This window comes from Actinophytocola sp. (assembly GCF_049647105.1).
Classification (GTDB): Bacteria; Actinomycetota; Actinomycetes; order Mycobacteriales; family Pseudonocardiaceae; genus Actinophytocola.
Genome location: NZ_JBARWZ010000218.1, coordinates 1 through 12,187, shown reverse-complemented (window position 1 = coordinate 12,187; position 12,187 = coordinate 1). Strand labels below are relative to the sequence as shown.

Genomic DNA, 12,187 nt, shown 5'->3' with positions numbered 1-12,187 from the left:
CCCCCGAACCGCTCGCCCCGGAACGGGTACTTCACCAGGCGCTCGAGTTCGTCGTGATGAGCGGGGGCGCGATGCGGGAGCTCAACGCCGCCGTGCACGCGACCGGCGTGCGGTTCGAGGCGCCGTTCGAGGACGACCAGGTGATCCAGACCGCGCTGTCGGTCCGGCTCGCCGACCGAAGCGGGCGCGGGCAGTACAAGCCGGTGCTGGCGGCCGCCATGCGCGGGATCGTGCCCGGCCAGCTGCTCGACCGGCGCACGAAGGGCGAGTTCAGCGCCGAGATGTACGAGGGGCTGCGCCGCAACCAGGAGGAGATCGCCGGGTTGTGCGACGACCTGCGCCTCGCCGAGCTGGGCCTGGTCGCCCCGGACGCTCTCCGGGACGCGGTGCGCAACCCCGGCCCGGTCACCCGCGCCATCACCCCGCTGGAGACCACGCTCGCCTGCGAACGGTGGCTGCGTTCGCCCAGCGCCAACCCGCAACCCGCTTTCGCGGCAGGAGGAACACGATGAACCTCGCACTGGCACGCGACGTGAGGGCCACCGACACCGAAGACGGCATGGTGCTGCTCAACGAGCGCGACGGGAAGTACTGGCAGCTGAACCGGTCCGGTGCGGTCACCCTGCGACTGCTACTGGCCGGGCACGCACCGGAGGAGGCGGCGGCGCGGCTCGTGCCGGGCAGACCGGACCTGTCCGAGCGCGTCCACACCGACGTGGGCGCCCTCGTCGGCAGCCTCCGGGCGGCCGGACTGGTGGTGACCTCGTGACCATGCCGGTCGTCGCCGAGGAGACCGTCCGGCTGAGCTGGTACCGCGCGCTCGCCGCCCGCGCCGCCGTCGGGGTCGCACGGCTGCTGATCCTCCTGCCGCCGCGCCGGTTGCGGCTCGTGCTCACCGCGCTGAGCCGCGGCTCCCGCCCGGCCACCGCGGCACAGGCACTCCGCGCGCGGCAGGCGGTCGTCAGCGTCAGTGCGCGCTGCGCTGGCCAGGGGTGCCTGCAGCGGTCGGTCGCCGCGGTGCTGCTCGCCCGGTTGTCCGGCCGGTGGCCGGACTGGTGCACCGGCATCCGCACCGCACCGTTCCGGGCGCACGCCTGGCTCGAGGTGGCGGGCGACCCCGTCGGCGAACCCCCGGACACGGCCCTGTACCGGGCGACCATGACTGTCCGCCACGACGCCGGGCCGCGCCGGTGACGACTGCCATACAAACCAGCGGGCTGCGAAAACACTACGGCGCGGCGGAGGCGGTCGCCGGGCTGGACCTGACCGTCCCCACGGGGACGGTCTTCGGCTTCCTCGGCCCCAACGGCGCGGGCAAGAGCACCACCATCGGCATGCTGTGCACGCTGCTGCGGCCGACGGCGGGCACGGCCGAGGTCGCCGGGCACGACGTGGTCCGGGAGCCGGACGCGGTACGCCGCCGGATCGGGCTCATCTTCCAGGAGTCCACTGTGGACGGCGACCTGACGGCGGCGGAGAACCTGCGCTTCCAGGCCGAGCTGTTCGGCATACCGCGCCGGACCGCCCGGGCCGCGATCGCCGAGGCGCTGGCACTGGTGGACCTCACCGAGCGCGCGGGTGACGAGGTCCGCACGTTCTCCGGCGGGATGCGCAGGCGGCTGGAGATCGCCCGCGGGCTCCTGCACACGCCGCGCGTGCTCTTCCTCGACGAGCCGACGACCGGCCTCGACCCGCAGACACGGGTCGCCATCTGGGAGCACCTGCACCGGCTGCGCGCGGAGCGGGACATTACGGTCTTCCTCACCACCCACCACCTCGAGGAGGCGGAGCACTGCGACCGGATCGCCATCGTGGACGGCGGCAAGCTGGTCGTGACCGGCGCCCCAGTCGAGCTGAAGGCGACCGTCGGCGCCGATCTCGTCGTGGTGCGGACCGGGGACGACGACGAGACCGTCCGGATCCTGCGGGACCGCTTCGGACTGGAAGCGACCGCGGCGCCGGACGGCGTGCGCCTGCGGGTCCCGGACGGTGCGAGCTTCGTGCCACGCCTGTGTGTGGAGGTCGGCCTGCCGGTGCGGTCGGTGACCGTCACGCCGCCCACGCTCGACGACGTCTTCCTGCACTACACCGGCCGCACCATTCGCGAGTCGGTGGAGCACCCGGCGGAGCTCACCGCCGCCGTCCGGAGAGGTGGCCGATGACCACGACAGAGACACCCGCCGTCCACTCGCCCGCGGCGGACGAGGCCGCGAGCGCGGGCCGGACGCTGCGCGCGGTGAAGGTCATGTGGCAGCGGGAGTGGATCCGGTTCAGCCGAAACAAGATGCGGATCCTCATGGGGATGATCACCCCGATGATGTTCCTGCTCATCCTCGGCACCGGACTCAACGGCACGGTCGGCGGCGCGGACTACCGGGCTTACCTGTTCCCCGGGGTGCTGCTGATGGCGGTGCAGTCACCCGCGATGGCCGTCGGCATCTCGATCGTCTGGGACCGGCAGTCCGGGTTCCTCCGGCAGATGCTCGTGGCGCCCGTCCGCCGCGGCGCGCTGCTCGCCGGGCTGTGTCTCGGCGGCGCCACCACCGGCGCGGTCTACGGGCTGCTCGTGCTGCTGGTCGCCGGGTACGCGGGCATCCCGTACGGCCCGGAGCTGCTGCTCGGGTTGCTGGAGGTCGCGCTGGTGGCGTTCACCTTCACCGCGATCGGCGTGCTCGCAGCCGTCCGGATCAGGCGGATCGACACGTTCCAGATCGTCGTCGGGATCGCCGTGATGCCGATGCTGTTCCTGTCCGGGGCGATGTTCCCGGTGGGCGGGCTGCCGGCGTGGCTCGGCACCGCCGTGCTGCTGAACCCGCTGACCTACGGCGTCGACGCGCTGCGCCGCACGCTCCCCGGCGATCTCGACCTGGGTGGCAGCGCGGTCGGGCCGCGGTGGTGGGACTGGACTCCGCCCGTGCTGCTGGAGGTCGGCATCGTCGCGCTGATCGCGTTCGTGGCGCTCGCGGCGGCGACCCGCCGATTCGCCCGCGCCGACTGAGGGACAAAGACGAAAGGCCCGGCGCGTACCGGGCCTTTTCGTTGTGCCATCACGGTTTGTGCTACTCCGCCGGGTACGGGAACGACTGGAAGTCCCGGTCCAGCTGCCGGATCGACCGGCACAGCCACGTCCGCCGCAGCCTGCGCATGGTCGCGGCCGGCAGCGGCGGGTTGACCGCCCGCTGGTCCGGCTTCGCGATCGACTGGGCCGCCCAGCCGTAGGCCACGTACGGGCCCATGTCCCGCCAGCGTGCCTGGTCGATGCCCAGCACCATCATCGCCCGCAGGTACGCGAACCAGACGTGATAGCCGTGCGGCGGGTTGCCGCCCATCGTGTGGACCTCCTGCTTCACCACCGCCCGCCGCGGGTCGAACAGCACGCCCTGCCCGAACATCCCGTACGCCTCGGCGAGCTGGATGTCCCGGCGCGGGTAGTACGTGTCGAAGACCATCGCCTGCACGTCCGACAGCTTCTGGAGCGCTCCCCGCACGGGCGCCATGAAGTGGGCGTAGTTGCGCGGGTAGTCCGGCGAGGTGACCATCGAATTCCACGCGGCGAGCATGCTGTTCTCGAGGTCACCGCCCAGGTGGGCCATCATGGCCAGGTAGGCGTCGTTCAGCTCCGGGTCGTTCGTGTACAGCGTGGCCTCGTCGAGCTGATACCACAGCTCGTTCGCCAGCCGGTCCCCCAGCATGCCCGGCACGGGCGGCAGTTCGGTGCCCCGCCCGGCGGTCTCGGCGGCGGATGTGCCCGCCAGCCCCGCCATGCCCGCGGCGGCGAGCACCGCGGCCCCCGCGGAGACCCGCAACAGGCCGCGGCGATCCATCTCGTTCGACATGGTGATCCCTCCTCCTCGTTCGGCTTTCAGCGCGCCACGGCCGCGACCGGCAACTCCCCTTCGACGTCGTAGCGCTGGATCCAGGACGTGTCCTCGACGAGCGACGCCAGGCCGGCACCCCCGGCCGGTCGGACCTTCAGCGAGCCGCTGCCCCGCGAGCCGAGTTGCACGCGGGTGGTGTGCGGGCGCCGGAACTCCTCGTACTGGCGCAGACCGGCATCGAGTTCGTTGGTGGACAGGAAATGCGCGAGCGCGACGGCGTCCTCCAGCGCCTGGTTCGCGCCCTGCCCGTGGTGCGGCAGCATGGGGTGGGCGGCGTCGCCGAGCAACGTGACCCGGCCGGTGCCCCAGGCGTCCAGCGGCTGCCGGTCGTACAGGCCCCAGCGCCGCGTCTCCCGCACCGCGGCGACGAGCGCGCGGACCAGCGGGTGCCAGCCGTCGAAGACCGCCCGCAGCTCCGCCGAGTCGCCCGCCGAGCTCCAGGACTCCGTGCCACCGCGTGGATCGGGGACGACGGCCACGAACGTGTGACAGCGGCCGCCGCTCACCGGGTAGCACAGCAGGCGCGCGTCCGGGCCCGCCCACAGGTACATCGTGTCGGCGGGCAGGTCCGGCACACTCGCCGAGGGCACCATGCCGCGGAACGCGCTCGTCCCGGAGTAGACCGGCTGCTCGTCCCCGGCGAAAGCGGCCCGTACCACCGAGTGCATGCCGTCCGCGCCGACGAGCACGTCCGCGGTCGCGGTCGCACCGGAGGCGAACGTGAGCCGCACACCGTCGCCGTCGTCGGCGAACCCGGTGAGCTGGTGGTTCAGCCGCAGCCGTGCACCCACCGCGTGCTCGAGCAGGATCCGTTGCAGGTCCGCGCGGTGAATCGTGTGGTAAGGAGTGCCGAACTCGGCGGCCCACTCCTCGCCCATGGCCTGGCGGGCGAGCGTGCGTCCGTCGTGCCAGGCACGAACCTCCAGGGCGGCCGGCCGGACCCCGGCGCGGTCCAACCAGGGCCCGAACCCCCAGCGGCGCAGTATTTTGCTGCCGTTGCAGCCGAGATGCATACCGGCGCCGACATCGCGCAGCACCGCCGCCTGCTCGTAGACGTCAACCTGAAAACCCTTGCGCAGCAGGGCGCCGGCCGCGGCGAGACCGCCGATGCCCGCGCCCACGACTGCCACCCGGCGACTCATGGACCTCTCCCCCCCCCGTCCCGCGGCGGCGAGGTGCCCGTCCGCGGTCTTCCGCGAACCTATGCGTCCCGAGGTCCCGGTTTCGTGGGAGTACGGTCCCGACCTGGTCCCGACTGGACGGGACCGGCGCAGTCAGTGTCCGGTGTGGACAGACATGAGCCGTGCCACGACGGCATGCGGGTCCGGTTGTGCCGCGATCTCCTCGCGCAGCTCCGTCGCCGCCGTCCGGAACGCCGGGTCGTCGAGCACCTCGGCGAGTGCGGCGGCCACGTCGGCGGGTCCCATGGCGGTGGGCGGGACGCGGATCCCGGTCCCGCGCGCGGCAACGACATCGGCATTGGCGGGTTGATCCGCGTTGAACGGGATCACCACCTGCGGCAGCCCGCACGTCATGGCCGTGAACGTGGTGCCGGCACCGCCGTGGTGCACGATCGCCTCGCACGTCGGCAGCAACGCGTTGAGCGGCAGCCAGCCCACCACCCGCACGTGGTCCGGAAGTGGCGCCAGCGCGGCGCTGTCCTCGTCGGGCACGGCGAGCACGACCTCGAAACCCTTGCCCGCCAGCACGGTGACGAGCTCACGCAGCGCGTCCGCCGCGGCCGACACCGGCAGCGCGCTGCCGAAGGTGACGCACACCCTCGGCCGGTCCGGCACCCCGATCGCCCACCGCGGCAACACTTTCGCCTCGTTGTAGGGCACGTACCGCATCAGCCACACGTCCGCACCCGCCACGCCGCCGAGGCTCGGCGGCCGGAGGTCGATGACCGCGGCGGACGGCGCGGGCCGGGGCAGGCCGAGCCGGGCGCGGGTGGGCTCGAGGTAGGCGGCGATGCGGTCGCGGTGCCCGCGTGCCTGGTCGTCGCCCGCGGCCCACGCGAGGCGCACGCTCTGCTCGACGTGCGGCACGCCGAGCAGAGCGGCGACCAGCGGCCCCGCACCCTGTTCCAGTGTGGACAGCACGAGGTCCGGGCGGAACTCCTCGGCCACGGCCAGCAACCCCTCGGCCATCTCCTCGCCGAACAGGCCGAGCCCGCCGCGGGCCGGGCGCGGTTCGCCGGGCGGTGTGGTGTTGATGGCGTGGCTCGCCGCCATGAACTCGGCCCAGACGTCCCGGTCCGGGCACGGGTCCACGACGTTCAGCCCCGCCCGGGTCACCGCCGCCGCGGCGGCGCCGTTGTTGGCGAGCAGCACCTCGTGCCCGGCGGTACGCAGGGCCCACGCGAGCGGGATCGTCGGCAGGAACATGCCCGACCCAGGCGTGGCCATGGCCAGTACCCGCACGGCTACCGCACTGGAGTGGGGCCGACGCGCCGCACGGACCAGCCGTGGTGCAGCGCGGTCGACAGCAGCTGGTCGGAGTGGTCGGCCTCGACCCGCAACGCCACGTCGTCCCGCTGGGCCGAGACGGCGACCACGCCGGACAGCACCCGCCAGTCGACGGACCGGGGTCGGCCACCACATGCGGGTGGCGCCACCACCACGTCGACGGTCGCCGTTACCACGGGCAGCTCGTCCGTGGTCTCGACCGTCCCGGTGAGCCGGCCGGACTCGATGCGGTAGGTGCGGGAGGCGTGCGCGCGAGTGATCGATTCGCGGTGGTCGGTGAACACGACCGCGCCCCCGGCACCTGCCACCTCCGCGATGATCTCCGCGAGCACGCCGTGCGCGTCAGCGTCGAGGCCGGACCACGGCTCGTCGAGCACGAGCAGCTCGGGGTCGACGAGCAGCGCCTGCGCCAGCGCGACCTTCTGCGCGTTGCCCTTCGACAGCATGCGGATCGCCGAGTCCTTGCCGCCGACGAGCGCGAGCCGCTCGACCAGGTCGTCGGCGCGGGCGGCGGCCGCCCTGGTGCCCAGCCCGCGCACCCGCCCCAGGTGGGTGAGGTAGGACATGGCGGACATCCGCTCGTTGGGCGGGAACCGGTCCGGCACGTACCCGACGACCCTCGGCCGCCCGCTCACCGTGCCCCGGCTCGGCCGGGACACCCCGACGGCGATGCGCAGTAGCGTGGACTTGCCCGACCCGTTGCCGCCGACCAGCGCGTTCACCTGCCCGGACGGCAGCTCCAGGCCGACGTCCCGCAGGATCCACGCCCCGCCCCCGTACCGCTTGCCGATGTTGTCGAGAACCAGCAACTGCACTCCCTACCTCGACTGACTCCGGTCCAGGCCACCGGACTCTCCCTCGGTACCCACTTCAGCACACTCGGTGATGAACACGTACAGCCGGTCCAGTCCGTTCTCGATCGTGCCGCCGTCCAGCGAGCTGACCGACAACCGCAACTGGTGCGCACCGCCACCGTCCGCGTAGAACCACGTCATCGGGGTCCACAGCACGCCGTGCCGGGCGGCCGAGCGGGCCAGCGCCGCCGTCCCGGCCTCGAACGGCACGGTCACGACCGCGAAGTACCCGCCCTCAGGCGCGTTCCAGCTCACCCCGCCGACGTCCGCGAACCGGCGGGCGAGCCCGGACAGCAGCGTCCGGCGGTTGTCCGTGTAGGCCGCGATCTGCCGTTCGTTCGCCGTGCGCAGGCTGCCGCCGTGCGCCAGCAGCGCGCCGCCGACCACCGCCTGCGCGATCGGCGACGTGTTCACCGTCAGCATGCTCTTGATCTTCGACAGTTCGTCGGCGAGCAGCGTCACGCGGCCGTCGGCGGTCCGGACCCGCTGGTCGGCGACCAGGTAGCCGACGCGGGCGCCGGGCAGCACGGTCTTCGCGAACGAGCCCAGGTAGACCACCTGCCCGCCGGCGTCGAGCCGCTTGAGCGTGGGCAGCGGCCGCGCCTCGCCGGTGAACAGCCCGTACGGGTTGTCCTCCAGGAGCAGCACGTCCTCCCGGGCCGCGACGTCCAGGAGCGCCCGCCGGGTGGCGAGGTCCATGCGGACACCGGACGGGTTGGCGAAGTCGGGCATCACGTAGCAGGCCCTCGGCCGCAGCCCGGCCGCGCGGGCGGCCCGGATGGTGGCGGTGAGGTCGGCCAGGTCCACGCCGGCGGGCCCGCTCGCGACGGGCAGCACCGGCATGTCGACGAGCCGCGCGGCGCCGGTGAGCCCGACGTAGGTGGGTGCGACGGCGAGCAGCACGTCCCGCTCCGTGGCCCGGAGCGCACGCAGCACCAGGAACATCGCCTCCTGGCACCCGACCGTCACCACCACTGCCTCGGGATCGGCGTCGATGCCCTCGTCGACCGCCAGGGTCCGCGCGACCAGTTCGTGGACGATCCCCTTGGTGCGGCCGTACTGGCAGAGGGTGCGGCGCACCTGCTCCTCGGTGAACCCACGCTCCCCGGACAGGAACGCGCGGTACCGGGTCAGGTGGTCGTGGATCGCGTCGATGTCGAAGAACCGCTCGGTGGGGCGGCCCGCGGCGAACGACACGGCGTCCGGGTAGCGCTCGGCGATCTCGTTGAGGAAGTTCATCGAGGTCAGCTGCGGGTCCTCGAGGCTCCCGTGCAGGTCCGCGGTCGCGAGCCCGGGGGCGGCCAGGCCGGTGTGCTCACTCATGACCGCACCCGCCCAGCCGGGCCCGCAGCGCCCGCGCCGCAGCCACGTCCGCGCACCCGGCGAGCAGCATCGCCTCGCACAGCTCCTCCCGCAGCGCCACCAGCACCGACTCCGCGCCGGGTGCGCCTCCGGTCGCGAGCCCCAGCAGCAGCGGGCGGCCGACGAGCACGCCGGACGCGCCGAGCGCGAGTGCCCGGAGCACGTCGGTGCCGGTCCGGATGCCGCTGTCGACCAGCACCTGGCACCGGTCGCCGACCGCGGCCGCGACCTCGGGCAGCGCGTGCACGGCGGCGGGCGCGCCGTCGAACTGGCGGCCACCGTGGTTGGAGACCACCACCGCGTCGGCGCCGTGGTCGGCCGCGGTCCGCGCGTCCTCCGGGGCCAGCACGCCTTTCACGACCAGTGGCAGTCGCGTGCGTGCCCGCAGCCGGTCGAGGTCGTCCCACGACAACCCAGGCGCGAACTCGGCGGCCGTGTGGGTGGCGATGGCCGACGTGCCCGCGGCGCGGTCGTGGGCCGCGGTCGGCCCGTCGCCGAGGTTGACCGGCCCGATCTCCTCGGGCAGCGCGAAGCCGTTGCGCACATCCCGCGGGCGCCGGGCCATCACCGGCACGTCGACCGTGACGACGAGCGCCCGGCAGCCCAGCTCGTCCGCCCGGTCCACCAGCTCGTCGGTGCGAGTGCGGTCGCGCAGGCAGTACAGCTGGAACCACGTCTCGGCGCCGGCCGCCAGGACGTCGGCGAAACGGCAGCTGCTCAGGGTGCTCAGCACCAGCGGCACCCCGGCGGCACGCGCGGCCCCGGCCATCGCGACCTCGCCGCCGGGGTGCACGAGCCGCTGGTACGCCATGGGCGCCACCGCGACCGGCAGCGCGGCCGGGGTGCCGGCCAGCAGCGCCCGTGGGTCGGGCTCGACCACACCGGTGAGCACCCTCGGCGTCACGGTCACCCGCGCGAGCGCCGCCGTATTGGCGGCGAGCGTCGTCTCCGCCCCGCTGCCGCCCATGACGTAGTCCCACATCTCGCGGGACAGCGTGGCGGTGGCCGCGTCCGTCACCGGCTCCGCTCCGCCTCGACCGCCTGATACAGCGCCCGGATGTTGCCGCTGCCGAACAACGTCGCCCCCACCCGCTCGATGACCTCGAAGAACAGGGTGCCGCGCGGGTGTGTCGTGCGCGTGAAGATCTGGTACAGCTGCCCGCCGTGGTCCTCGTCAGCCAGCACGCTCAGCTCGCCGAGCTCCGCGACCGAGTGGTGCAGCGGGGTGAGCCGCTCCGCCAGCAGCCGGTAGTAGGCGGGCGGGGTGGTGAGGAACTCAACCCCGCCGCGGCTCATCGTCCGTACCGAGCCTGCGATGTCGGCGGTGCGGAACGCCACGTGCTGCACGCCCGCGCCCGCGTGGTTCTTGACGAACTCGTCGATCTGCCCGGGATCGGCGGTGGTGTCCGGCTCGATCAGGGTGAGCGTGACCGTGCCCGACGGGTTCCGCACGACCTTCGAGTTCATCGCCTGCGTGCCGACGACGATCTTCTCCTCGAACGTCATGCGGAAGTCGAGCACCTCCTCGTAGAACGCGACGGTGGCGTCGAGCTGCGCCGCCTCCAGGCAGACGGCGAAGTGGTCGATCTCCAGCAGGCCGGTGTCCGGATCGGGCGCGCCGCCGGTGGCCCGCAGGCCGGGCAGGTGCCGGACCGGCAGGCCGGCGTCACGCTGCACGAACGTGTGCACGACATCGCCGAAACCGAGCACCGACGCGGTGACCACGCCCTCGGCACGGGCCGGTGCGTGGACCGGCCGGGCGCCGCGACGGACCGCCTCGGTGAACGCCGCCGCCGCGTCGGTGGTGCCGAGCGCGATGTCCGCGACGCCGTCGCCGTGCTGGGTGACGTAGACCGCGGCCGGGTGGTCGTCGGTCCGCGCGGCGGTCAGCACCACGCGGATCGCGTCGCGGCCCAGCGCGACCGACCGCTGGTGCTCGTCGGCGGACCGCGCGTACACCGCGAGCCCGTAACCTCCGGCGAGCCGGTCCCCGGCGGCGTCGAGGTCCCCGACGTAGCAGCGGACGTGGTCCAGCCACGTGTCCGGCAACGGCTTCCTTGTTTCCTTCATGGTGTTCTCCCCCATCCGAGACCGCGCTCACGCGGTCATTCCCGAGCCGACTCCCGTGCCGACTCCATCGCGGCCACCAGACTGTTCGGCCGCATGTCGGTCCAGTCCTCCTCGACGTGGTCGAGGCAGTCCTGGCGGGCCGCCGGGCCGTGCACGCTCACCCACCCGGCGGGCACCTCGGCGAACGTCGGCCACAGCGAGTACTGGCCCTCGTCGTTGCGCAGCACCAGATAGCTCGCGTCCTCGTCCTCGAACGGATTCGTCATCGGTCCTCTCCCTCCAGTTCGGCCAGCCGTGCCGCCAGGACCGCGCCGATGCGGGCGAGGGCGGCAGTGGTCGTCATCTCCTCGTGGGTGCACGGCACGTCGTGCCGCTCGACCGCACCGGTCACGTACGCGGACCAGGCGTGCGCCGACAGCGCGGCCGTGCGCCCTTCCGTGGCGGCGATGTGCGTCAGGCCGCCGTGGAACACGCCGGGGCGGAAGCCGAGCCCGGCCCGGACGTGGTCCAGGTATACCGCCGTCAGCCGCTCGACCAGCTCGTCGCCGAGGCGGAAGGCCCCTGTCTCGGCGACCACCGCCGCGGTCACCTCGGCACGCGACGGCACGGGCGGCGGCGGTTCGGCGGGCGGGTAGGCGTCCAGCACGGCGAGCAGCCCGACCTCTTCCCCCTCGGCCTGCAGCCGGACCGCCATCTCGTGCGCGACGAGACCACCGAACGACCACCCCACCAGGTGGTAGGGGCCGTGCGGGCGCACGGTGCGGATCAGGTCCACATACCGTGCGGCGAGCGCGGGCACGGTCGCAGGCGACCCGGCCTCGGTCAGGCCGGGTGCCTGCAGGCCGTGGACCGGGTGTCGACGGTCGAGGTGGTGGCCGAGGCCGGCGAACGACCACGCGAGCCCGCCCGCGGGGTGGACGCAGAACACGGGTGCCGCCTGCCCGCCCGCGCGGATCCGCAGGAGCGGGCCGAGGCCGGTCTCCTGGCCCGCACCGTCGTCGAGCGCCGAGGCGAGCCCCGCGACCGTCGGAGTCGCGAAGACGCGGTGCAGCGGCAGGTCGGCGCCCAGGTCCGCACGAAGGCGGTCGATCAGGCGGGCCGCCGCCATCGAGTGGCCGCCGTGGTCGAAGAAGCTGTCGTGGACGCCCACCGGCGCGCCGAGGACCTCCTCGAACACCTGCCGCAGCACGGCCTCCGTGCCGCTCGCCGGTGCCGCGCCCGCCGGTGCGCCACTCGCGGGCGCGGGCAGGCGGCGGCGGTCGAGCTTGCCGTTCGGGGTCACCGGGAACTCGTCGAGCACCACGACGTGCGCGGGCACGAGATGGCTCGGCAGGGTCTCGCTCAGCGCGCCGCGCAGCCGGTCGCCGGTGGCCGCACCCGTGACGTAGGCGGTGAGCGCCTGCTCGCCGTCGCCGTCCAGTCGGGCGAGCACGGCCGCCCGCGTGACCCCGGGCTCGGCGAGCAGCGCGGCCTCGACCTCCGCGGGCTCCACCCGGAACCCGCGGACCGACACCTGGTCGTCGGCGCGGCCCGCGAAGTGCAGGCGGCCGGTGCG

14 protein-coding genes are annotated in these 12,187 nt (G+C 73.6%); 5 read left to right on the top strand and 9 right to left on the bottom strand.

The annotated features are described in order from the left end of the window. The 5 genes from WBA97_RS25685 to WBA97_RS25665 form a co-directional block, all read left to right on the top strand. Positions 1-512 (top strand): asparagine synthase-related protein (locus WBA97_RS25685; protein ID WP_424233486.1); only part of this gene is annotated, 512 nt, incomplete at its 5' end. Continuing rightward, a complete protein-coding gene (locus WBA97_RS25680; protein ID WP_424233485.1) occupies positions 509-769 on the top strand; it encodes a lasso peptide biosynthesis PqqD family chaperone in 261 nt (86 codons plus the stop codon). The genes WBA97_RS25685 and WBA97_RS25680, both read left to right, overlap by 4 nt. 2 nt (positions 770-771) lie before the next feature. Further along, entirely contained in the window at positions 772-1,194 is a 423-nt protein-coding gene (locus WBA97_RS25675; RefSeq protein WP_424233487.1) for a lasso peptide biosynthesis B2 protein, read from the top strand. Further along, positions 1,191-2,162 carry an ATP-binding cassette domain-containing protein gene (locus WBA97_RS25670; RefSeq protein WP_424233484.1) on the top strand — a complete coding sequence of 324 codons (972 nt, stop codon included), beginning with the start codon at positions 1,191-1,193 and terminating at the stop codon, positions 2,160-2,162. Before WBA97_RS25675 ends, WBA97_RS25670 begins: the two co-directional genes overlap by 4 nt. Next, positions 2,159-2,998 carry an ABC transporter permease gene (locus WBA97_RS25665; protein WP_424233483.1) on the top strand — a complete coding sequence of 280 codons (840 nt, stop codon included), beginning with the start codon at positions 2,159-2,161 and terminating at the stop codon, positions 2,996-2,998. The genes WBA97_RS25670 and WBA97_RS25665 overlap by 4 nt, the downstream gene beginning before the upstream one ends. A 61-nt stretch (positions 2,999-3,059) precedes the next feature. On the opposite strand, the gene WBA97_RS25660 is transcribed toward WBA97_RS25665, so the two are convergent. From WBA97_RS25660 to WBA97_RS25620, 9 genes are all read right to left on the bottom strand, one after another. Further along, positions 3,060-3,836 carry a hypothetical protein gene (locus WBA97_RS25660; RefSeq protein WP_424233482.1) on the bottom strand — a complete coding sequence of 259 codons (777 nt, stop codon included), beginning with the start codon at positions 3,834-3,836 and terminating at the stop codon, positions 3,060-3,062. 26 nt (positions 3,837-3,862) lie between these two features. Beyond that, positions 3,863-5,020, bottom strand: a complete 1,158-nt coding sequence (locus WBA97_RS25655) for an FAD-dependent monooxygenase (RefSeq protein WP_424233481.1) — start codon at positions 5,018-5,020, stop codon at positions 3,863-3,865. 132 nt (positions 5,021-5,152) lie between these two features. Beyond that, a complete protein-coding gene (locus WBA97_RS25650; protein WP_424233480.1) occupies positions 5,153-6,286 on the bottom strand; it encodes a nucleotide disphospho-sugar-binding domain-containing protein in 1,134 nt (377 codons plus the stop codon). A 17-nt stretch (positions 6,287-6,303) separates the two neighbouring features. Further along, positions 6,304-7,161 (bottom strand): ATP-binding cassette domain-containing protein, encoded by an 858-nt coding sequence (locus tag WBA97_RS25645; protein WP_424233479.1) that lies wholly within the window; start codon positions 7,159-7,161, stop codon positions 6,304-6,306. A 3-nt stretch (positions 7,162-7,164) separates the two neighbouring features. Continuing rightward, positions 7,165-8,523, bottom strand: a complete 1,359-nt coding sequence (locus WBA97_RS25640) for a PLP-dependent aminotransferase family protein (RefSeq protein ID WP_424233478.1) — start codon at positions 8,521-8,523, stop codon at positions 7,165-7,167. Next, positions 8,516-9,580: an alpha-hydroxy acid oxidase gene (locus WBA97_RS25635; protein ID WP_424233477.1), complete on the bottom strand. Its 1,065-nt coding sequence runs from the start codon at positions 9,578-9,580 to the stop codon at positions 8,516-8,518. The genes WBA97_RS25640 and WBA97_RS25635 overlap by 8 nt, the downstream gene beginning before the upstream one ends. Beyond that, the gene (gene hppD, locus WBA97_RS25630; RefSeq protein ID WP_424233476.1) at positions 9,577-10,632 is read right to left on the bottom strand and encodes a 4-hydroxyphenylpyruvate dioxygenase; all 1,056 of its coding nucleotides are present in this window, start codon (positions 10,630-10,632) and stop codon (positions 9,577-9,579) included. Before hppD ends, WBA97_RS25635 begins: the two co-directional genes overlap by 4 nt. Positions 10,633-10,667: 35 nt before the next feature. Next, positions 10,668-10,898, bottom strand: coding sequence for an MbtH family protein (locus WBA97_RS25625; RefSeq protein ID WP_424233475.1), 231 nt, complete (start codon positions 10,896-10,898; stop codon positions 10,668-10,670). Next, a partial coding sequence (locus WBA97_RS25620) for a thioesterase domain-containing protein (RefSeq protein WP_424233474.1) occupies positions 10,895-12,187 on the bottom strand: 1,293 nt, incomplete at its 5' end. The genes WBA97_RS25625 and WBA97_RS25620, both read right to left, overlap by 4 nt.

Coding starts and splice junctions, on each gene's coding strand:
- WBA97_RS25650 (WP_424233480.1), bottom strand. CDS start 6,286: ATGGCCACGCCTGGGTCGGGCATGTTCCTGCCGACGATCCCGCTCGCG.
- WBA97_RS25625 (WP_424233475.1), bottom strand. CDS start 10,898: ATGACGAATCCGTTCGAGGACGAGGACGCGAGCTATCTGGTGCTGCGC.
- WBA97_RS25675 (WP_424233487.1), top strand. CDS start 772: ATGCCGGTCGTCGCCGAGGAGACCGTCCGGCTGAGCTGGTACCGCGCG.
- WBA97_RS25665 (WP_424233483.1), top strand. CDS start 2,159: ATGACCACGACAGAGACACCCGCCGTCCACTCGCCCGCGGCGGACGAG.
- WBA97_RS25680 (WP_424233485.1), top strand. CDS start 509: ATGAACCTCGCACTGGCACGCGACGTGAGGGCCACCGACACCGAAGAC.
- hppD (WP_424233476.1), bottom strand. CDS start 10,632: ATGAAGGAAACAAGGAAGCCGTTGCCGGACACGTGGCTGGACCACGTC.
- WBA97_RS25655 (WP_424233481.1), bottom strand. CDS start 5,020: ATGAGTCGCCGGGTGGCAGTCGTGGGCGCGGGCATCGGCGGTCTCGCC.
- WBA97_RS25640 (WP_424233478.1), bottom strand. CDS start 8,523: ATGAGTGAGCACACCGGCCTGGCCGCCCCCGGGCTCGCGACCGCGGAC.
- WBA97_RS25660 (WP_424233482.1), bottom strand. CDS start 3,836: ATGTCGAACGAGATGGATCGCCGCGGCCTGTTGCGGGTCTCCGCGGGG.